19 protein-coding genes and 1 other RNA gene are annotated in these 21296 nt (G+C 37.1%); 9 read left to right on the top strand and 11 right to left on the bottom strand.

Annotated elements, in window-relative coordinates; genetic code table 11:
* Window positions 1-2: 2 nt before the first annotated feature.
* The 3 genes from solA to MKZ10_RS16760 form a co-directional block, all read right to left on the bottom strand.
* Window positions 3-1130 carry an N-methyl-L-tryptophan oxidase gene (solA, locus tag MKZ10_RS16750; protein ID WP_342506109.1) on the bottom strand — a complete coding sequence of 376 codons (1128 nt, stop codon included), beginning with the start codon at window positions 1128-1130 and terminating at the stop codon, window positions 3-5.
* A 1232-nt stretch (window positions 1131-2362) separates the two neighbouring features.
* The gene (locus MKZ10_RS16755; RefSeq protein ID WP_342506110.1) at window positions 2363-3094 is read right to left on the bottom strand and encodes an MAE_28990/MAE_18760 family HEPN-like nuclease; all 732 of its coding nucleotides are present in this window, start codon (window positions 3092-3094) and stop codon (window positions 2363-2365) included.
* Window positions 3095-3098: 4 nt separating this feature from the next.
* A complete protein-coding gene (locus MKZ10_RS16760) occupies window positions 3099-4235 on the bottom strand; it encodes a DUF262 domain-containing protein (protein WP_342506112.1) in 1137 nt (378 codons plus the stop codon).
* Window positions 4236-4576: 341 nt separating this feature from the next.
* Here MKZ10_RS16760 and MKZ10_RS16765 point away from each other — a divergent pair, with 341 nt between their 5' ends.
* Both MKZ10_RS16765 and MKZ10_RS16770 read left to right on the top strand, forming a co-directional pair.
* On the top strand, window positions 4577-5014 hold the full coding sequence (locus MKZ10_RS16765; protein WP_342506114.1) for a hypothetical protein: 438 nt from the start codon (window positions 4577-4579) through the stop codon (window positions 5012-5014).
* A complete protein-coding gene (locus MKZ10_RS16770) occupies window positions 4972-5403 on the top strand; it encodes a hypothetical protein (protein WP_342506116.1) in 432 nt (143 codons plus the stop codon). The genes MKZ10_RS16765 and MKZ10_RS16770 overlap by 43 nt, the downstream gene beginning before the upstream one ends.
* Window positions 5404-6252: 849 nt before the next feature.
* Here the strand turns inward: MKZ10_RS16770 and MKZ10_RS16775 are convergent.
* A complete protein-coding gene (locus tag MKZ10_RS16775; RefSeq protein WP_342510261.1) occupies window positions 6253-7464 on the bottom strand; it encodes a UV damage repair protein UvrX in 1212 nt (403 codons plus the stop codon).
* Window positions 7465-7790: 326 nt separating this feature from the next.
* On the bottom strand, window positions 7791-8588 hold the full coding sequence (locus MKZ10_RS16780; RefSeq protein WP_342506117.1) for a helix-turn-helix domain-containing protein: 798 nt from the start codon (window positions 8586-8588) through the stop codon (window positions 7791-7793).
* Between the two features lie 261 nt (window positions 8589-8849).
* Here MKZ10_RS16780 and MKZ10_RS16785 point away from each other — a divergent pair, with 261 nt between their 5' ends.
* The gene (locus MKZ10_RS16785) at window positions 8850-9128 is read left to right on the top strand and encodes a hypothetical protein (protein WP_342506119.1); all 279 of its coding nucleotides are present in this window, start codon (window positions 8850-8852) and stop codon (window positions 9126-9128) included.
* A 573-nt stretch (window positions 9129-9701) separates the two neighbouring features.
* On the opposite strand, the gene MKZ10_RS16790 is transcribed toward MKZ10_RS16785, so the two are convergent.
* On the bottom strand, window positions 9702-11180 hold the full coding sequence (locus MKZ10_RS16790) for a site-specific DNA-methyltransferase (protein ID WP_342506121.1): 1479 nt from the start codon (window positions 11178-11180) through the stop codon (window positions 9702-9704).
* A gap of 99 nt (window positions 11181-11279) precedes the next feature.
* Between MKZ10_RS16790 and MKZ10_RS16795 the strand changes: the two genes are divergently transcribed.
* From MKZ10_RS16795 to MKZ10_RS16820, 6 genes are all read left to right on the top strand, one after another.
* Window positions 11280-11519, top strand: coding sequence for a helix-turn-helix transcriptional regulator (locus tag MKZ10_RS16795; protein WP_342506123.1), 240 nt, complete (start codon window positions 11280-11282; stop codon window positions 11517-11519).
* 2 nt (window positions 11520-11521) lie between these two features.
* Entirely contained in the window at window positions 11522-12076 is a 555-nt protein-coding gene (locus MKZ10_RS16800; RefSeq protein ID WP_342506125.1) for a BglII/BstYI family type II restriction endonuclease, read from the top strand.
* 51 nt (window positions 12077-12127) lie between these two features.
* Window positions 12128-13906 (top strand): AIPR family protein, encoded by a 1779-nt coding sequence (locus MKZ10_RS16805; protein WP_342506127.1) that lies wholly within the window; start codon window positions 12128-12130, stop codon window positions 13904-13906.
* 726 nt (window positions 13907-14632) lie between these two features.
* Complete coding sequence (locus tag MKZ10_RS16810; RefSeq protein ID WP_342506129.1) at window positions 14633-14818, top strand: hypothetical protein; 186 nt, start codon at window positions 14633-14635, stop codon at window positions 14816-14818.
* Between the two features lie 31 nt (window positions 14819-14849).
* Entirely contained in the window at window positions 14850-15419 is a 570-nt protein-coding gene (locus MKZ10_RS16815; RefSeq protein WP_342506131.1) for a helix-turn-helix domain-containing protein, read from the top strand.
* Window positions 15320-16246, top strand: coding sequence for an IS3 family transposase (locus MKZ10_RS16820; RefSeq protein ID WP_342510263.1), 927 nt, complete (start codon window positions 15320-15322; stop codon window positions 16244-16246). Before MKZ10_RS16815 ends, MKZ10_RS16820 begins: the two co-directional genes overlap by 100 nt.
* Window positions 16247-16537: 291 nt before the next feature.
* Here MKZ10_RS16820 and ssrA read toward each other — a convergent pair.
* The 5 genes from ssrA to secG all read right to left on the bottom strand — a co-directional run bounded on the left by ssrA (window position 16538) and on the right by secG (window position 21255).
* Window positions 16538-16896: a transfer-messenger RNA gene (gene ssrA, locus MKZ10_RS16825) on the bottom strand.
* A 94-nt stretch (window positions 16897-16990) separates the two neighbouring features.
* On the bottom strand, window positions 16991-17458 hold the full coding sequence (smpB, locus tag MKZ10_RS16830) for an SsrA-binding protein SmpB (RefSeq protein ID WP_342506133.1): 468 nt from the start codon (window positions 17456-17458) through the stop codon (window positions 16991-16993).
* 141 nt (window positions 17459-17599) lie between these two features.
* Complete coding sequence (gene rnr, locus MKZ10_RS16835) at window positions 17600-19924, bottom strand: ribonuclease R (protein ID WP_342506135.1); 2325 nt, start codon at window positions 19922-19924, stop codon at window positions 17600-17602.
* Window positions 19925-19970: 46 nt separating this feature from the next.
* The gene (locus MKZ10_RS16840; protein ID WP_342506137.1) at window positions 19971-20717 is read right to left on the bottom strand and encodes a carboxylesterase; all 747 of its coding nucleotides are present in this window, start codon (window positions 20715-20717) and stop codon (window positions 19971-19973) included.
* A gap of 310 nt (window positions 20718-21027) precedes the next feature.
* Window positions 21028-21255, bottom strand: coding sequence for a preprotein translocase subunit SecG (gene secG / locus MKZ10_RS16845; protein WP_342506139.1), 228 nt, complete (start codon window positions 21253-21255; stop codon window positions 21028-21030).
* Window positions 21256-21296: the final 41 nt, after the last annotated feature.

Below are 21296 nucleotides of genomic sequence, written 5' to 3' on the forward strand. Positions count from 1 at the left end.
GTTTATGTAAATCGATCGATCGAAAAAAGAGTAATATTTTTTTCAGTCTTCCCTAAAATAATCAATTCACTTAAGATTTGTCCGATTACACTGCTAAATTTAAAGCCATGTCCTGAGAAGCCTGATGCAATGGCAACATTTGAATAGGTAGGATGCAAATCAATAATAAAATCCTCATCAGGAGTAAGTGTATACATGCAGGCTTTACCGTACTTCAATTGCTGTGTAGATGGCATATAGCTATGTAAAAATTGTCTTAAATCTGTCGCGTCTTCCTCTAGTTCACTAAATTCGCGCATGGCTTCATCTGGATTGATTGTCTCTCCTCCATCATGCCTGCCTACTTTTAGACCAGCACCATCAATGCTTGGAAAACCATAATATTGTCCTTGAGATGTCTCAAACGCAAAGGCTGGAAATTGCTTATAATTATACAAATCTTCACTGGCATTAAACCAAGCAAATGTTTTTCTTACTGGGTTTAAAGGAAGATTTAAATTTAATGTAGAAAGGAGATTTCTCGACCATGCTCCTGCTGAAACTACCAATGCACCAGCGGTAAAAGTTTGATCCTCGGTTTTGACGGTTACTCTATCATTATCCACTACTAATTCTTTCACTTTGCTATTTGTTAAAATGGTAGCTCCGTGTTGCTCTGCAAGTTCTCGATAAGCTCCAATGCACTCCCCACATTTCAGCATGCCTGATGTTGGTTCAAAGCACCCAATGTAATTGTCCGGTAAATTAATGCCCGGCCATCGCTTATTCACTTCACTTGAATCCAAAATCTCAAGTGGCAGTGAATGAGTTTTTGCACTTGAGATGATGTTCTCGATAAAATCTGTCTTTTCATAGCCTACGTTTAGAACGCCTGTTCGGATAAACAATTGTTTTCCCGTCAGCTTCTCTAAGTCGTTCCACAATTCTTGAGCCTTGAGCGCCAACGGAACGTATTCCCCACCTTCACCATACGCATGCCGAATAATTCTCGTATCTCCGTGATGACTCCCTTTGTCATGAGGCGGGTTAAAGGAATCCAATAATAATATTCTTTTGCCGCTCTTTGCTAAAAAATATCCTGCCGCCATCCCCATCGAACCAGCGCCAATTACAATTACATCATAATGCATAGTACGTTTCCTCCCTCGCAAATAAATATCCTACAACTAAATTTATCAATTACGCCTCGGCGTAATTGCGTTGGGATTTTGAATTGTGCACAGCACAAGTAGCTCCCTTCAAAATCCCTAACATCCGCCGGAGGCTTAACTTGAATCAGCAGAGAGTTTAAAACTCCCTGCTGATTCAAGTTAAATATTGGCTACTATTTTCTTATTTTACCACTTAACCACTCTCGCTTATGTACAAATATGAATACCTAGAATCTGCTTAATATAGAAGGTTCGACGAATTACGGTCATTCAACGTTTCACGTATTTTTTTGATCAAAGTAAGATTCCAAGTTTTATCGGACGTATTGCCGTCCTCAAACTTAGCTAGTACAAGGATTCACTCAGGTGTCACACTCATTCCTAGCACAATCTGAATATAACGCTAATCGAATTGAATTTTCGCTATATGTGGCCATAGAAAAACACCCCAAAAGTTAGATTTTGACTCTAACTTTTGGGATGCACTTCACACCAAGGTTTTCAATGGGAGGTTACTCTTTCTGAGTAAACATCTTCACTTGTAATGACTTTGGTTAACCGCCCTTAAAGCGGAATGTAACTGAGACCAGCTGGACGCTTCCTAGACGTTCAGCTTTTCTTATTATATATTAATTTTACTACATTCATACCGAATCAACACATTTAGTGAAGAATACCAGGTTATAAAAACAAATCAGGATTGTTTCAGAACCCGGTACCCTACTTGATACGACTGCATTTGCACCATATCTTAATATGGAAGTGGCGGGAGTCGAACCTGCCGCCCAGAGGCTCTAACACTTAAGCGTCTACACGTGTAGATTGTCTATTAGGTTTTGCACATCAGTAGCCGGCAATCAGGGTGTCCTGTGTTTGTGGCGCTTCCATACCTATTTACTTTGCGATGTTATTCACAAGGGAGTATTACATATTAACGAACTTGGTTCAATTACCTTCTAAGGACGATTATATCATATGATTATAATTAAAAGAGAATCCTCAAAATAAGGACTCTCATTAAGTATATATTCATAGTTATGACTATAACAAACTTCTGTTGTGAGAAACATTGCTACAACGGATGCTGCGTTTTACAATGCAGAACGAGTTATAGAGCCGTTCACTCATATTTTTTTATAGATATACCACTTATCTTCACTTCTTAATAAGAACCACTATAAACCAATTCAAACTTCTTGTGAAACCACACCTTAAGTGGTGCTTACTGTCTGCTTATAAGCCTCATATTGTTCTCCTAAGCCACGTAGTTTTTCTTCGAGGTACAAACACAATTTTTTAGAAAACCTATTAAAATAAACAACATATCCCTCTATCTGCTTGTGAGTCATATTAGGAGTTTTATCTTGATGACTTATTTGATTTCTCAAATTTACGATGTTATTATAAATAACTTCAAAATTAATTACTTGGGAATTCTCTAGTAATGAATGTTCATTATCTGAATACAGAACAATTGTCTCAAACACATTACTTATTTCTATATTGCTAAACAATTTCCTCAATTCCCTCGCGCCGTGTTTCCCATAATTAAACTTATTAGATATATTCAATCCAACAAAAGTTGCTTCTTGCTCCTGCCATAATTCTGCTAATTCTTTTAAAACTTGAATACTCTTTTCCTCATTGTGAACATGTTCGATAGTCAAAGATAGTTCCTTTATCCTGGTAATAGAATGCCTTATTTTCAACTGTTCGGATATCAAAAGATTGGCTACATTCATAGAATTTATATTTTCAACATATTCTTCTACAATATCTTCCACAAAGACCTCAAATTTAGCCGTGAGAAGCAGCAATGCACTTTTATTTAAAGCTGCATATTCACTCTGCATATCTTCGCATATGCTTGCTAGTCCCATTAGTCTTCCCACTTCTTCCAAAGCTTTGTTAAATTTAGTAAAACTCTCGAGTTGATTCGGCATTTTTTTACACCCTCATGACTTTATCTAAATGAGTTATCCATTCATTTAATCTGTACTCTAAAACTTTAGTGTCAGATGTTCCTTGGGTAACAGACAGATTAAATCTTGGTTTATTTAATAGCTCTATATATAATGTTAATATTTCTGTTTTTTTTGCTTGAATTTCTTCAAATGTATACTGTTCAAAACTAATCATTATTACATCCATTATTGCTTTATTAATTTTTGTCTCAAAGCCATCATCACTCAGCTTTCGGAATGCTTTATCTCCAAAAACTTCAAATACAGAATCAATCACTTTGTTAAACTTATCTTCAAGTTTTTGTATTATATCTATATTAAGGTTTTGATTACTTTCAAAATAAGAGTTTAAATATGTCTTTGTAGCACCTTTATAATTTCTGATTGAGTTTTTTTCGCTATCGAAATTCTCTGAAAATGAAAAATAACGCAATATCATTTCGCAATCTACCATTCTCTTGTGCGGCAATTTTAATCCTAACATATTTAAAAACTTTGGATTCTTAGCTAGATGCTTTAGTAAATTATTTAAACTGCCTCTATATAAACAATTTCTTAGTTCTTGCTCGTTCAATTTTACAGAACCAGTGTTTAATCGCATAAAAATGTCATACTTAATTTCAGGATGCGAATCATTGAAAATTAAAATTACTCGTAGACTCCCATTATTTAATACTCTCTTAGCTTTTGGATTAAGGTCTTCATATTTTTCTCCATTTAATTCACTTAAGATTTTCAGACCACTTAACTTAAAATTATTTTCATAGAACCTCTTTAAAGCATTTAACCTTTGTAGTCCATCAACAATATTCCAACTACTATCTTCTTCTTCTGAGGCATAGATAACTGGTATAGGGATATTAAGCAATATAGACTCAATTAATAAAGAAGCCTTTTTATTATCCCATACATAATTGCGTTGATATTCAGGATTTAAAATAATATCGTTTTCCCTAACCATTCTTACTAGGTCACCTACACTTTTATCATAAGCCTGTACCCTTAGCTTTCTCTGCTCAGTAGGTATTTCATTGATTTCCTCATCATCCTCTATCTCTACATCAATTATTTTATCCTCGAATTCTTCTGTCTCTTCACGAAAATATAGCAGTTCACTCATTTTATACACCCCTATTTCATCTTTCTGTTAAGTTTACAATATATTCATTAAATTAATGCCTATTATACTATTAAACTGTATAATAAGTATAGGATTATAACCATTTCCCATAATAACAGATAATAAAAGTTAAATATTCACTATTAAAGGCGAAATGAAAAAATTAATAGGCGAGGGTCTAATTAGTGGTCAATATGATATTTATAAGTTCCTAAATACAAATCGTTATTAGGACATCCCTTGTTCAACTTAGGGGACAGGTTATTTCAACAAGAAGAATGAAAAGTTAGATTAAAATTTAATTATATAACTAATCTAATTAACGAGAGGGACAAACCTATATGAAATTTGAGGAACAACACCAAAACTATAAGACATATTCACACGAAGATTATAATATGAATACATTCCCATTCTTTTTTATTTCTGACTTAAAGGGATTTATTCATTCTCAATTTATGAAGGAAGACCCTGATGAATCAAATGGTATTGCTTTAGAATTACAACATAAACTTGCTGCCATAGCTAGTTTAGACCCGGCTTCCAATGGACCTTATGAGTATATATTCGATGAGATAATAAGTACGTTAAGAAAGTTGGAGAAGAAGGGCTTTACTAACTTAATGGATGGGCTTGCTTTAATATTGGCTTTTCTTAGATGTGACGTGGAATTTAATAATTTTTTTAAAGAAACAAGCATCGGATATACCGCTACATTATCGAGCGGAGAGATTTTTTGGGAATTAAGAGAAGATGTAGATTCTTCAATAAAAAAATAGAGGAAGTCATTCCTTTAATACCTAACGTTTACAAAGATACAATAGCAAGTTTGGAACATGCCATTAAACTATTTAATGATGCAGAAAATGATGAAAAATCACGAAAAAATGCTCTAAGGGAATGTATATCGGCTGTAGAAGGTTTTGTGAAATCAATAACAGGTACAAACGACATTAAAATAGCTGACCAACGAATATCTAAAGAAAAATATGCCCATCCAATAATAACTCGTGATGCTTTAAAGGTATGGAATCATATAAATACCGACCTTCTAGATGTAAGGCATGGAAACAATGAATTTATATCAAAACTAGGTATTGAGGAAGTTACTTATTATATAGAGAGATTAGTTGCCTATATAAAATATCTAAATAGTAAAACTAATTAACCTTGTGCATTATTGTATCTAAAGTAACGGAAGCTTTAGATGAATAAGGAGCAGAAAAAAACCTCAAATAAAGATGTTTCTGCTTCCCTATAAATGTCTATTAATATAAGTAAAGTTCACCTCCCAACAATATTGGATATCATTTCCTCCTAGTGTAATTAAATCACATTATCCTCTAAAAGTTTTTTCAATAATATCTCCTCTATATCCTTTAAATCTTCTGGATATAGCTCAATAATTAGTATTTATTTTGCCCACAAATACTTAACTTCTTTAAAACCTTTCTCGAATTGCTCCCTATTTGATTGTTTTTATTAAGTTCCTTTCCCGAGAATGAGTATTGCAGACGGAATGAGCCAGTAAGTGCGGGAAAGGGAGCCAGCGATGATTACCGCCATGGGAATATAGCACTACTGCCATAGTTTTACCGTTGAATGCCATGAAACTTACCACGCAATGCCACTGTATGTGCCAGTATGTGCAGACGCATATCAGCTGGGGAGAAAGTGCAGTTTCAGTACGACCTTAAGGCGGTATGCGCTAGATAACGACTTGACATGGAGCCTCTACGGGCATGAGTCCCAAGCCAGGAAATCAGCAACACGTGCTGACTTGCCCCGCAAAGGCAATCATGCCCGCCTCTCCATGTAAAGTTGTAAGAAAAGGGATTGCTAACCTCCCCCAGTCGTTGTGTATCGGTGTCCATTCCCGGTTGAAGTGTATTTATAGTTGCTCAACGTTCAAGAAGACCGACACTTTCTAGCCAATCCTTCACTACTAGCACATGTTCTGTAAGCACCATGCCTTGCCGACTTAATATTCCCACTATCACGTATCACATCGCTCCTCCTACCCTTTGTGTCCTCCAACCAACGTTGATCGTTTAATGGCTGTGCCTGCATCCGTTAATGAGATTGCTCGAAGTATCGCAGTAGAACCATATCGATTCCGAATGCGATCCATCACCTTTCCAACTTCTCTGCCACGCCAGTTATCCTGCTCAAACAAACTCAGCTGTATGGATTGCTCGTTTTCTAATTTTGTAATCGAGATCGACACCTGTCGTACTGATCGAGCATCATAGTTTTCGCTTAACAGTTCTTTACAAACTTCATAAATTTTCATCGTTTCGTTCGTCGCTTCACTAATAGTGCGAGAACGTTGAAAGCCCCCACCCAATGTATTTTTACTATACCCAATACCTAAACTTATTGTTCGCCCTGCTTTGGATGCATCTCTCGCTCTTTTAGCAACATCCTCACACATTTCTAATACGACTGCCCTAACTTCGGCAATTGTTTTGTAGTCACGCATCAATATTTGGCTCTTGCCATAGCTAATCTGACCTTCTGGCATTTGTTCGTTTATTTTTGATAAGTCAATGCCCCAAGCGTGATGATACAACTGGTTGCCCATAATGCCGAATTTCTTTTCAAGCATTTCTAGCGAAGCGTGGGCAAGTTCCCCAACTGTAAATATCCCCAATGCGTTCAACGATTTTTCTGTTCGGCTTCCGATGCCCCACATTTGAGAGAGTGGGGACACTGGCCACAACTTCGTTTGTACGTCTTCAAATGTCCACTTGGCAAACCCTTTTTTCTTAGCTTCTAAATCAAGTGCCAATTTTGCTAGTAGCATGTTGGGACCCATCCCTGCCGTTGACGGTAAACCTAGCGTCTCATAGATTTCACTTTGGATTTCTCGAATGGTCTGTTCGGGATTTCCCCACAACCTTTCGGTACCTGTTAGGTCAATAAAAGATTCATCAATACTGTAGACGTGAATGGATTCTGTCGGGACGTATTTATGCAAAATTCTAGTGATAGACATCGAAATCTCAAGAAAATATGCCATTTTCGGCTCGTATAGTCTAACCTCTGGATGTTTCGGGATTTCATACAGCCGATTTCCAGTTTTTATTTTGAATCGCTTTTTCATCGCTGGCGATGCTGCTAATACGACCGATCCTTTTTGTTGCAGGTTTCCAATAACCGCTATCGGAACAGTTCGTACATCCAAATTATACAAAGTAGCTATACAACTTGCGTAAAAGCTCATCATGTCTATACAAGCGATTTGTCTGTTTGGGAATTTGCTGTAATCGAACACTAAATAGCATCCCTTTCTTTGTTGACGATAGGAACAAGAGCCAATATGTTTTCAATTAAAAAAGTACGTCTAGACTGCCGTAGATGACAATATGCTCGAAAAGAAACTTCACCAACTTGGATGACCACTATCTTCCTTTTGCTGACTACACCGCTTTTATCGATATACATCATATCCAAGAGCGAACCACAATCCATTGACCTCGTTAACCGGTTAAGCACACCTGTTCTCATTCTTTTCTTCAGTATAAAGAATGTATGTTCTTATCGCAATGTTTGTTAAAATAAAAGCTCATCTACCGACACATCATATTCCATAAAAATATCAGCAAACAACGCCTTATCAATCAAATTTCGGTATACGCCATCAAAATAACCAGCAATATTTCGAACCGTTTTGCGCTTTGTCGCTTGAACAGCAATATGAAGTGCTTGCATAGCTAATTGTTCGAGTAATTCTCCTTGGTGTGCGTGAATACTAAATTTCAACATGCGTAATGACTGTGCACGATAAATCCCGAACAATTGACGGGCTATGGAGCTGTCACCAATCGTCGTGGACAATAAATCTTTCATTCTTCCAAACAACGTAGTTGGTGTAGATATCGGCTCCGCAGGATACGTATCTGTAAGAGTATTGGTCTTTATGTTTTTAGTTTCAAAAGAAAATGATTCAGCATCGGGAACAACGTCGTCAGCCTTACTGTCACTAAGCTTGTCCACTGTTGCCGGCATGGTCAAAGTCGACTGGTCAACGAAGGGCAAAATAGTGTAAATGTTAGCACCAAGTCCGTTCGTAACGGGGCGAATATAATGGATACGTTCGATGATGCCGAGGCTTTCCAATTTACGAATGGCACGGCGAACGGTTACGTTGGACTTGCCAATTTTGTCTGCCATCGTGTCGTGCTTTAAATGTGCAGCACCGTATTTCACGGAGTAACGACGAATCATATCAAGTACAGCACGATCTGTTGGATTCATCTCGCTCCAATTTTTGTTAACGTGACGGCGTGTTGCCTCGTCCATATCTTGTGCATTTGTGAAATGTGCGTAGGCTTTTAAGTAAGTTGTCATGGTGGTCATGCCCCTTTTATTCTTTATATAGAGGGGAATGAGGAAATCGGATACATATTTAAAAATATATTAAATAAAAGAAAAATCCTTCTGTGGAAGCAAGGATTTTATCTAATGCATGTTTACTATCCTAAATAATTCTTTTCAATGCCCTTCCCCACTTTTTTTATGTGCATGTCTTTTTATCAGTATTTGTCGAAACATTTATAAAGGACTTTTTCCCTTCTCACCGAATTATGACTATAGAAGGAGGAGAACGCTATGAAATGTATTAAATGCGGGATACAATTTAGCGAAGCCGACATTATGGTTATGGAAGAGCACGATTTACAGATTTGCGATTCATGCGAATTGAAAACGGAACTCTTTTTAATTACTAACGCCGGGGTCAAATTCGCAGTTGAAGGGGAAAATCCAAATGAAGCTCTCCAAAATTGGGGACGCTTCGCAATGAAGATGGGATTCATACATGAAGATGAACTTGCTACAATTCAGGTCGAACCACAAATAATCGAGCACGTTATTTTGGTACAAGACTAACATGCGCACCAAATATATCCAATAATGTTACATGATTTAAACTAATCTTCTTTAAAACAACTTTAGTGAACTTGTTCGTTGGGTAATGAAGTTATTCACAAACAATTAGAGAATAAAAGACTCAGATAAGGTAAACAGCCATTGGAACTTTAACATTCCAATGGCTATTTATTTTGTGCATTATTAGCAAGTGGCTCAAAACTCCACACAGCTGGCTCATTCTGTCCGCAATACTCACAAAGGCCTTACTGATTTCAGTATATATCAATTACTTATCAAGTCGAATCGTTCGTGAGCTACTTCAATTCGTGTGAGTGTATCAAGTCACCTCAATACAAGAACACACCTTTCCTTATTATCAGAGTATAACCAACAAACCTCGATAATTCGGATTTAAACTTTTATGATCAATTTGTTTTGCAATTATAGCAACACCAGCACCAGCTTCATGCATAGCTGTTACTTGTGTTTTTCATAATGTATACGGTACAACCCCCTAACCATTTGTAAATCGTCTTTCGATAAGCAAGGCTTTTCATAACTCGGGGTAAAAAAGAAGGCTCTCGCCCCCTTTTATTTTAGAATTAGTTTTAATTGTTTATTCTCTTTACTGTATCCTTTTTTTTCATACTTTTCAGCAGGTAACATTTCATAATCACTATATTGAATTGAAATGTTACTTATTACAGGAGGAACATCTTTATCAAATGCCGATTTTAATCCATCAGATTGTAGTTGTAAAAGTATCTTATCTAATTCAACTTTAGAATGTTCATCTGAAGTATCACCATTAGAATATAAGCTTAAATTCGTTGGTAGATTATCCTTCAACTCAATTAATTCATCTATAGTAACTACATTTATGTTAGTAATCAATCCATATTTAGTAAATGGAGCTTTAGAAACTATATTATTAATTTGAGTTCTAGCACGATCTAACGTCGCCAAATTATTCCAAACAAAATAATAATCTACTTTTCCAATTGTTTTATTCTTTAAAATAATTTCATTTTCTTCAAGTTCCTTTTCAATAGCAATAATTAAACCAAAGTCATTAGAAACTAATTCAACATTTTTTTTAGTCTCATTTCTAAGTCTTTTTACAACTGCCTTTGGATATTTTAGCACTCTTAATTTATAGATGGATTCTTCTAAAATTGTTTTTAAACGTTCCTGGTATTGATAATAAGTTTCAATTTCTAACCACCTTTCTTCAACCAATTGCTTAGTTACAACTTCAAAAACTTTTTTGTAATCTGGGTTAGTATCAAATCCTAAATATCTACGATTCATTTTTTCAGCGGTAGCAAGGAAAACTCCTGTGCCAGCAAATGGATCAAATACAACATCATTTTCATCAGTTGAAAGTAAAATTAACCTTGCCATCATTTCTGGCGGGAACGGACAAGCATGTCTAAACTCTTCTTCACCAAAATCTTTTTTACTTCCCCAACTACCTTGGGTTGGAATATAAAACTCCCAAATATTATCAGGCACTTTTCCTTGTGGACCATATCTTTCAGGATAATCTATCCACCATTCTTTTAATTGTTCAGCGGATTTAATTCTATCAATATAATATTTATAATCTGTAGAATTTTCTTTAGTAAACATTAAGACATACTCAAACACATTACGCATTTGACCTTTTCTAGACCAAGGCAACGTTTTTCCTTTATCCCAAATAATAGTATCTTGATGTATCCACCCAATACTTTCAAGCTCTCTTGCCATATCATCTGGCAATCTTACCATTTTCCCGTCACGTTTCATTGTGTCTACAATAACAAACATCGTAGCACTATCCTTAGAAATATGATGTACTCCTTCAAAAATCTTTCTTATATCCGCTAAATAAGCTTCATATTCTTGACCAAAGCCTGTTTGTTCTTTTACATCTCCATATTCTTTCATATCCCAATATGGCGGGGAAGTAACGATTAAATCAACAAATGGCTCATGATTAGAGAAGTATTCTTTTATAAATAATGAACTTTCGTTTATATATTCATTTAATTTTCCCATATCTAATCCGTTAATATAATTTTGCATTTTTAAGAAAACCTCCAAATGTGTGATTACCACACATTTTAACATTATTTTTGTACTACAATCAAGTAAATATAACTTTTAAAGTAAGGTGTTTTAAATATGACGAATATAAATAACCGTAATTTAATAGGTGGAAATCTAAAAAGAATTAGAAAAGAAAAGCATATCACACAAGACGAGCTCTCTGCACGATTACTTACTTCCGGGACTAATTTAGATAGACCTATGATATCAAAAATAGAAAATCTAACAAGAGAAGTAACCGATATTGAATTAGTAGCAATTGCAGAAATACTATCAATTTCAGTTCACGAGCTACTAAAAAAAGGGAATGACTAATTATGAAAATAGGTGCAGTGTATTCATTTAATAACGGAAAAGATATTATCGAAAACAACTACTCAAAGGAGCTTAAAGAAATCTATTGGGCTATCCAACAAATCGATGCTTCTAAGTACAAGACAAAAATAAGTAAAGAAAAAACAAGTATCGGAAAAATATTATATAGCCCTACAGATTTAAATAAAGCATTAAAAAAGGTTTTAAACCCACTTGGATGGGATAAATTAAAACACAATGCAATCTATGATCCTCCCCATCCAAAAATGTCAGTAACAAGGGCATTTCGAGAAATTGATTTCGTAAAAAATAAAGTAGGTGTCGAAGTTCAATTCGGAAAGTACGCTTTTATGGCTTATGACATTTGTAGTAAGATGCCGATTTTTCATCAACAAGGATATATTAATGTAGGAATTGAAATTGTTCCAATGAAAACTTTTGCAGATGAAATGTCTACAGGTGTTTCTTATTTTGAACAAATTGTTTGGGACTTAGAAAACCGAGGAGTTTCTAATTTAGATATTCCAGTATTAGTAATTGGTATAGATATGGATTAACCCTGATTCATTATCTGATTTTCAATAATTTTTATAGGAAGTAGGATTATAATGGCAACGATACACGATTATAAAATTTCTAGAGTAGCCAGTGAACGAATATTCGATTTAATATTCAAAGATTTACTCGATACTTCAACTATTAGTGAAGCTGATAAAGCTCGCTTAGGCTTTTATCATATCATAGTTGAGAATACTCTTGGTTTTAAAGCTCATATCTATAATTATGATGATGTTGAATTAAATGACGGTGTAATGACTAAAATTATTGACACAAACTACCTCGAGAAATTATATAATCCAGGTTATAAAATTGATGACTATGGTGTAGATGTTGTAAGTATTGAAGAACTATCTAGCTCTGAGGTTAATATTGATTTATTCAACTTTAAATACAGAGAATCTTTCAAACAAAATCATATATCAGACAAAGATATTTCTAGGAGTTCAAAGTTTCTTACTATGTTACTTGGAGATGATGATTCCTTAGATGAATCCGAGAATATTTTAGTACATAAGATAATTAACTTATTAAAAAGTTATACAAAAAGTGACAGCAAATATAACTGTAATATTACTCTCCATATGGTTTCAAATGAAGCTTTTGGTTTACATGAAAATAGTTATGGATATATTGATCAACTTAAAAAATCATATGGTGTTGAAATTAACAGTATTACTTTAGATAATATTGCTAAATTCTATACTGAGAAAAAACAAACAAAATCAGCATCTTTTATTGTTGCTCAAGAAGATTTGATTTCATTCACTTTAGACCGGCAAACTTCTAACCAATCATTTATAGTTAAACTCCCTCTAAATGAGTTAATCCGAATAACTTGTGATCATCTAAGATTACCACTTAATAAAAATCCGAATCTGGATGAGTGGAAAAGTGTTTTGAGTGTAGAACTCGATAGGTCTTTACTTTACGATAATGTTCGTGGCTATTTAGGTGATACTGATTATAACAAAAATATCTTAAAAACTTTAAAAACTGCTCCAGAAAACTTCTTTTTATTCAATAATGGAATTACTTTAATTTCAGATAAAATAGAATCCAATAAGCTTTTCAACAAATTTGAAATAGCTCTTCAAGATTATCAAATAGTCAATGGTGGACAAACAATTTCCACAATTTTCGCATTTTTAAAACAGCTATCTAAAGATAATGATTTTACTGATGAAGAAATTCACGAAGTGCTATCTCCATTATTTAACTCTCAAATATTAATAAGACTTTTCAAAGTACCTCAAGGCAGCAATTTAAAAAATTTAATAGCTGAGTACACAAATAGTCAAAATGCTATTTCAGCTTTAAATTTAAAATCTATTAGTACAATACAAATTAAAATTGAAGGTCATTTTAAACTTAATAATATTGTATATGCAAGAAAAGCAGGTGAAATTGGTAGCGATATTAAAAATCCTTTATTTAGAATCGCGATGGATGAATTAGCACAAGTAATTTATTCCGCAAAAGGTAACCCTGAAAAAGTAAGTAGTCAAAAGAAAAAACTTTTTACAGATTATTATGATGATATTTTCCCTGAAGAAACTTTTGATTTAGATTATGCATATAAATTAGCTATGTCTTTTGAAAATATCAAACAAAAATATATTCAGTTACCTCAATATAAAAGAACCGATCAAAAAGTATTTTATATTATATACTTAATATCTCAATATGATTTAGATGTAATTAATGCTATAAATAAACTAGAAGAAGCTATACAAACTTACAATGTAAGTATACCAGACAATCGAAAATTGATTCAGGTAAATTTCAGAAAACATTTAGATTCGTTAGTGTCTAGTCCTGTAGTTTAATATTAAATCCCCCAATAAAAGATGTAAATTAAAATGTTTACATCTTTTATTGTTACATTTATCTTATACAATAGGAATCACTTAAACTTTAGAAGTTACTTGAAAATCTTTAAAATATGTATTCCACTAATTACGATAAGATGAAATTTCAAATAAAATTGAATAAAAATATGCGAAAGTGACACGCGTGCCATGTTTCAGATGGCTATATTCATATTCGTTAATCATTCGAATCACTGAACGTATCCCATTCATAAAAGACCTAGTAAAATGCTTCGAGACAGACTTACGACTCAAGGTAGATTGCGGTTTTCTAGTTTTGGCTGGGATTCCATCGGAAGCTTCTTATTCATGCATGATTACATTGATTAGTGAATCAAGTGCGTTAGAAGTTGTTCAAGAGCGTCTTCTTTAATAAGAGGAAGCCAGTCACTGAAACCCGTGAGTGTGGGAACACATGAATACGCCCCCTATTCATAAATAGACACGGCGTAAACTCACAATATATCAGTACCCTGGAAAAAGAACCACTGCATCTGACATTGTACACCACTTACCCGATATCATAAATCAGCCCAAAAGAAAAAATACTCAATTGGGTTTTAACTATCCAAAATCCTATGATTTTTTCCATAAAAGAGCAGATAAAACATGATATACTAAGAACATCAGTTGCATAAAGCGTGTGGGCGGTGAGCACTCCCTTGAGAAAGGGGGTGTTTATATATGATGGTAACTTACGAGGCAATGAATATGCTATTTCAAGCTTTTATAGCATTTGCCGCAGGACGCGGCGAACTTTGGCTGCCTTCCCCTTATGGCAACGGCTATTATTGCATTGATTGTCTTTCTTACCAACAAAAAGAAGTAACCGCCCATTACCTTGACCGTGAAGTGCACCCCAAAAGTTAGAGTCAAATTCTAACTTTCGGGGTGTTTTGTTATGGTTAAATATGCAGATGACTTTAAGGTGATGGTGGTGCAAGAATACCTTAGGGGAACGATAGGATATAAAAGTTTGGCAGAAAAACATGGCATAAAATCAAAGAAACAAGTCATTGATTGGGTAAATGTATACAAGAAGTTCGGTGTGGAGGGATTATTTCGAAAGAAGAGACACGAGGTTTATTCTGTTCAATTCAAGCTAGATGCATTAAGCTTTATGAAAAGGACAGGCGCTTCGCAGGCAAAAACGGCACTTCACTTCGGATTGACGAACCCTTCGATGATCGGTGATTGGAATAAAAGATTCCTCGAAGGCGGTGCTGAAGCCCTGGACAATCCGAAAGGACGGCCAGTTATGTCTGATAAAGCGAAGAATATCAAGAGGGACCAGAAGCCAACACAACAGGATGAAATGACACGTGAACAGAAATTAGAACGGGAAAATGAACTCCTCCGTTTGGAGGTGGAATACCTAAAAAAGTTACGAGCTTTTCAGATGGATTCGGACGGTTATCTCGAAAAGCACAAGCAGCGCTATCACTCGAACTCAAAGAAGAATTCCAACTAAAGGATGTACTTCGGATTGTCGACATTCCTGAGTCTTCTTATCACTATCATGTAGCACAAATGAACCGGGAAAATCCGCACCAAGAGCTAGAGGAAAAGATCCAATCTATTTTTGATGAACACAACGGAAATTATGGTTATCGTAGGATTCAACTAGAATTGAAGAACCGTGGCATCATAGTGAATCATAAAAAAGTGCAACGCATTATGCGAAAATTAGGATTGAAAGGCAATAAGTTCATCCGGAAATCACGTCGTTACAGTTCGTATAAGGGTACCATCGGTACAGTGGCGAAAAACCGTATTCACCGCCGGTTCAATACTACAATCCCGTATCAGAAACTGACCACGGATATTACAGAATTCAAGTGTTCCGATGACCTAAAACTCTATCTTAGTCCAATTATGGATATGTATAATGGAGAGATTCTTTCGTACGGTATCAGTGTGCGTCCAACGCTTGACTTTGTGATGAACCCTTTAGAGGAAGCCCTTCGCATCGTAAAGAACGCAAAGTATCGAACTACCATCCACTCAGATCAAGGTTGGCATTATCAGCACGGAAAATGGGTTGTAACCTTAAAAGAACACAAAGTGTTCCAGAGCATGTCCCGAAAGGGGAACTGTCTGGATAACTCTCCCATGGAGAACTTCTTCGGTTTACTGAAGCAAGAGATGTATTACGGCGAACCACTGCGCACGTACGAGGAACTAAAACGGGCAATTGAGACTTATATCCAGTATTACAACAACAAACGGATTAAACAGAAACTGGCTGGCATGAGTCCGGTTCAATACCGTCTTCACACCAGCCAACTAGTTGCGTAATATAAAACTCTAACTTTTAGGGGTCACATCACGCCGAGGTTTTCAATGGGGGTTACTCTTTTTGAGTAAACATCTTCACTTGTAATAACTTTGGTTAACCGCCCTTAAAGCGGAATGTAACTGAGATCAGCTGGACGTTTCCTAGACGTTCAGCTTTTCTTATTGTATGTTGATTTTACTACATTCATACAGGATGAACAGATGGAACTAAGAATTCCAGGCTCGACATCAAATTGTATTTGTTTCAGAACCTGGTATCTTACTCAACACGAACATATTTGCACCATATTACTATGGAAGCGGCGGGAGTCGAACCCGCGTCCAAAGGCCCTAACACTTAAGCGTCTACGCGTGTAGATTGACTACTAGGTTTCGCGCATCAGTATGCCGGCAATCAGGGCGTCCTGTGTGCTATTCTGCGAATCTCTTCCAACTGCCTCAGAAGGCAACAGTTGTCGTATCCCACTTAGAGTGAGCCCTGCAATGCTACATGGGCGATAGAACTACAAGGCAGATTCAACAGCTTACGCTGCGAATGCTAGGTTGTTGTTTGTTTTGCCTGTTATTATAAGGTGTCGTTTCTGACGGAGCCGAACCCTCCGACGCGCAACTCAAGCTCAGACTACCCCTGTCGAATCCGTAACGCCCCCGTTATGAGGAGGTCAGGATGACCTTAATAGCGATGCTAAAAAAGGCTTCTGAACTAACTTACTGTACTCAGTATAGCGCATTTTCAGCTAAAAATCAATCCCGTTGTCTATCCTTCAAGACCCGAGCCATTTCACGCTTAGCATCTTTCTTCTTGAGGTCCTCACGTTTATCGTAATCTTTCTTACCCTTACCAACACCAATCAATACTTTTGCGAAGCCGTCTTTTAAATACATCTTCAACGGCACAATCGCAACGCCTTGCTGTTTTGTTTCGACAAATAATTTGGCAATTTGTTTTTTATGCAGCAATAGTTTTCTTGAACGTGTTGGATCATGGTTGAATTGGTTGCCGTGATCGTATGGACTAATATGCATATTGGAAATCCACGCTTCATTATCACGGATACGCACAAAGGCATCTCGTAACTGCACTTTACCGTTACGGATTGACTTAATTTCCGTTCCTTGTAGCACAATACCCGCTTCAATCGTTTCCTCAATCGCAAAATCATGATTCGCTTTCTTATTAACCGCAACAACTTTCCCTTGGCCTTTCGCCATCTCTTTCACCCCTTAATCAAATGCCATCCTGTATAGGGTTGAAGTAATAATTCCTATGTACGAACCAGCGAAGGCGCCTAACTGGGGTAGCCCAAGCGCCAAGCGTTGTTAGTAGGATTCTTTACTTCAACCTGTATAGGTTCATTTTCTCTTCTTAGGTTTAGCCTTACCTTTTTTCGCAACACTCTCATAAAACTTCTTCTTTTTATTATACGTGCCTGTCTTCTTTTTGTCTTTCGACTTATCGTCAGACTTACCGCCACCACGGCCCTTTTTCTCTGCGTGGATCACTTTCGGTGTTTCTCTACGTGCACGATGGAAGGATTGTTTCATGCCGACAATTTCAAAGTCGATCGCGGATTCTTCCGGCTTCACGGCAGCAACTTTCACTGTTACTTCATCACCTAAACGGAATTGCTTGCCCGTATGCTCGCCAATCATCATCATTTGTCTGTCGTCAAAACGATAATAATCATCCGTCATATAACTAACATGGACAAGTCCTTCGATTGTGTTCTCCAATTCAACAAACAATCCGAAGTTCGTAACCGATGAAATAACACCTTCGAATTCCTCGCCGATTTTATCCAACATGAATTGCGCTTTTTTCAACGATTCCGTCTCACGTTCTGCTTCAACTGCACGACGCTCGCGCTCAGACGTATGATCCGCGATTTCAGGCAATCTGCCGCCCCACTCCGCAACCGTTTGTGGCGAAACATCTTTTTCAATTAAATACTTGCGTATCAATCGATGAACAATTAAGTCAGGATAACGACGAATTGGTGCTGTGAAATGTGTATAGAACTCCGTCGACAATCCGAAGTGACCTAGACTTTCATCTAAATACTTAGCCTGTTGCATGGAACGTAATAGCATCGTCGAAATGACCGTTTCCTCCGGCAAGCCCGCAATTGATTCAACAATTTCCTGCAAGGCACGTGGGTGTACTTTATTGCCTGTCCCCTTGACGACCACACCAAAATTCGTTAAGAATTCGAAGAAGCGTTGCAGTTTCTCAGCTTTCGGATCTTCGTGAATACGGTATAGGAATGGCACTTGCTGCCAATGGAAATGCTCCGCAACTGTTTCATTCGCCGCAAGCATGAACTCCTCAATGAGGCGCTCTGACACGGTACGTTCCATAATGACAACGTCAGTCGGCCATCCTTTGTCGTCCACCAAAATTTTTGATTCCTTGAAATCAAAATCGATAGCACCGCGGTCTACTCTCTTCTGCTTCAAAATAGCTGCTAGCTCCGCCATATGGTTGATCATTGGCACGACATTGGCGTACTTTGCACTCAGTTCTTCATCTTTTTCATCAATAATTTTATAAACTTCTGTATACGTCATGCGTTCTTTCGAGCGAATGACACTTTCGAAAATTTCATGATTCGTCACTTTACCATTGCGGTCAATTGTCATCACACAAGACAAGGTTAAACGATCCACACCTGGATTCAACGAACAGATCCCATTTGATAGTTTATGTGGCAGCATCGGAATGACACGATCTGTCAAATAGACACTCGTCCCACGATCGAAAGCATTGTCATCCATCGGAGAGTTTTCCGTGACATAATAACTGACATCTGAAATATGAACGGACAATACATACGACCCATCATCATTTTTGACAACAGAAATGGCATCATCCAAGTCCTTGGCATCCGCACCGTCAATCGTAATCGTCAATTCTTCTCTCAGGTCATGTCGGCCGATTAAATCCTTTTCCTGCACTTCATCTGGAATATTATTCGTTTGTTGCAGCACTTCTTCAGGAAATTCCACTTCAATGCCATGCTTATGAATAATAGAAATAATATCCACACCAGGATCATTTTTATGTCCTAGTATTTGCGTTACCATACCTGTCATCGACTTTAATTCACTTGGCCAATCCGTTATTTCAACAACGACCTTATGCCCATCTACTGCATCCAGTGCGTCACCTTTGGCAATAAAAATATCCATTGGCAGTTTTTTATTGTCTGGAATAACAAAGCCGAAACCCTTGTTATGTTGATATGTGCCGACAACTGATGTTGTTTTTCGCTCTACGACTCGACTAATCGTACCTTCACGGCGATCTCCCGACGTACCATTTGTGACACGCACCAGGACGATATCCCCGTTCATCGCGCCATTCACCTCATGCGGTGGAATGAAAATATCATCCATTCCTTCCGTTTCAGGTGCGACGAAGCCAAAACCTTTCGCATGCCCGATAAATTTCCCACGCACTAGATTCATACGCTCAGGTACACCATAACGATTCGTTCTCGAACGAATAATTTGCCCTTTTTGTTCAAGATGAACGAGCATTTTAACAAGTTCCTTGAATTCCGCTGCTTGCTCAAAGCCCATTAACTCTTGGATTTCCTGGACTGTTAATGGCTTGTATGACTCGTCTTTCATCAGGGACAGCAATTTTTGTTGCATATCTTGATCGAAATTATCCATATATCTCACTCCTTCATTTACCTAGCATTATCATTTGTTATATTTTTCACACATGCCAATCCAGTGATTCAAGAAATTCAAAAATATCTTCATGTAGTTGCACTTTTTCAGGCCCTAGCGTGATGACATGCCCAGATTGCTTGTACCATTTTAACTGTTTGTCGTCGGATTCTGTGTTATCGAAAATAACATTTGCTGAACCCGGATCGATAACAGTATCCAATGATCCTTGCGTTACGAATAGTGGCGCATAGATGTGATCGATATGCTCGCGAACATCATAAACCAGTGCTCGCAGCTCCGCCAATGTTGGCATGGACTGTTGCTGAAGGGCTTCTAATTCCTCTTCGATTTGCTGCTCATCTTTTCCTTCATACTTCTTGTATTCCCGCGCGTACGCTAGGACACCCTCGTACATGATATCCGTCGTTTTCATCGTCATAGGCGCACACATTGTGACAATCCCCTTCACAGGCATGTTATACCCTAATTTCAACGAAAATACGCCACCAAGCGATAAACCTGCCACTGCAATCTCATCGTAGCCAGCCTCTTTTAATTGATTATACCCTGCGAGGACGTCTTGCCACCACTCAGCAGGTCCAGTTCGAATCAATTCCTCTGGAGGTACACCATGCCCTTTGTAATGAGGAGCGAGCGATGTATAGCCTTTCTTCTCCAGGAAGCGACCAAGCATCCGCACGTCCGCTGAAGTACCCGTGAATCCGTGCAATAGCAAAACTGCACGCTTGCCTGTTTCTATAAAAAATGGTTTTGGTTGAGATATTCGCATAATATGTATTCCTTTCTGTTGAACTTTTTCTATCAATTATGCCTTGGCATAATTGCGTCCGGATTTTTTTCGAGCCCGCTCGAAAAGATCCCCTAAAAAATCCGTGACATCCGCAGGCCGACAGGATGTCGGTCATGCAACCGTTGCCACAGGATGTGGCGTACTTAGGTTACCTTCCACTTTATCTAAGTTCAGCAGAGGTTTTCTGTAGCTGACGCTTCGCTTTCAGTACAAAAAGATTTGCTGAACTTAGATAAAAAACGCCCGACCAGTCGGAAGGTCAGGCGTTCGTAGTTTATTCACATAAGTTTTAGAATTTCATAATTAAAATGGCTAAGATAAACAATAAGATAGCCAGTATCAATGTCACCCGTTGAAGAACAAGATCAAGTCCACGCGCTTTTTGTTTCCCGAAAAGTTGTTCAGCTCCACCAGAGATGGCTCCTGAAAGACCCGCACTTTTTCCAGATTGTAATAATACGACAGCGATCATAGCTAGCGATACGATTACAAGTAGTACCATCAATACTTCATGCATTTTGTTCCACCTCCTGATTAAAACTTACAACAAACTTCATT

Source organism: Sporosarcina sp. FSL K6-2383 (assembly GCF_038618305.1).
Lineage (GTDB): Bacteria > Bacillota > Bacilli > Bacillales_A > Planococcaceae > Sporosarcina.

Coding starts and splice junctions, on each gene's coding strand:
- MKZ10_RS16815 (WP_342506131.1), top strand. CDS start 14,850: ATGGTTAAATATGCAGATGACTTTAAGGTGATGGTGGTGCAAGAATAC.
- MKZ10_RS16795 (WP_342506123.1), top strand. CDS start 11,280: ATGACGAATATAAATAACCGTAATTTAATAGGTGGAAATCTAAAAAGA.
- MKZ10_RS16790 (WP_342506121.1), bottom strand. CDS start 11,180: ATGCAAAATTATATTAACGGATTAGATATGGGAAAATTAAATGAATAT.
- smpB (WP_342506133.1), bottom strand. CDS start 17,458: ATGGCGAAAGGCCAAGGGAAAGTTGTTGCGGTTAATAAGAAAGCGAAT.
- MKZ10_RS16760 (WP_342506112.1), bottom strand. CDS start 4,235: ATGAGTGAACTGCTATATTTTCGTGAAGAGACAGAAGAATTCGAGGAT.
- MKZ10_RS16810 (WP_342506129.1), top strand. CDS start 14,633: ATGATGGTAACTTACGAGGCAATGAATATGCTATTTCAAGCTTTTATA.
- MKZ10_RS16785 (WP_342506119.1), top strand. CDS start 8,850: ATGAAATGTATTAAATGCGGGATACAATTTAGCGAAGCCGACATTATG.
- MKZ10_RS16775 (WP_342510261.1), bottom strand. CDS start 7,464: ATGATGAGCTTTTACGCAAGTTGTATAGCTACTTTGTATAATTTGGAT.
- MKZ10_RS16800 (WP_342506125.1), top strand. CDS start 11,522: ATGAAAATAGGTGCAGTGTATTCATTTAATAACGGAAAAGATATTATC.
- solA (WP_342506109.1), bottom strand. CDS start 1,130: ATGCATTATGATGTAATTGTAATTGGCGCTGGTTCGATGGGGATGGCG.
- MKZ10_RS16755 (WP_342506110.1), bottom strand. CDS start 3,094: ATGCCGAATCAACTCGAGAGTTTTACTAAATTTAACAAAGCTTTGGAA.
- MKZ10_RS16840 (WP_342506137.1), bottom strand. CDS start 20,717: ATGCGAATATCTCAACCAAAACCATTTTTTATAGAAACAGGCAAGCGT.
- MKZ10_RS16765 (WP_342506114.1), top strand. CDS start 4,577: ATGAAATTTGAGGAACAACACCAAAACTATAAGACATATTCACACGAA.
- secG (WP_342506139.1), bottom strand. CDS start 21,255: ATGCATGAAGTATTGATGGTACTACTTGTAATCGTATCGCTAGCTATG.
- MKZ10_RS16780 (WP_342506117.1), bottom strand. CDS start 8,588: ATGACAACTTACTTAAAAGCCTACGCACATTTCACAAATGCACAAGAT.
- MKZ10_RS16805 (WP_342506127.1), top strand. CDS start 12,128: ATGGCAACGATACACGATTATAAAATTTCTAGAGTAGCCAGTGAACGA.
- rnr (WP_342506135.1), bottom strand. CDS start 19,924: ATGGATAATTTCGATCAAGATATGCAACAAAAATTGCTGTCCCTGATG.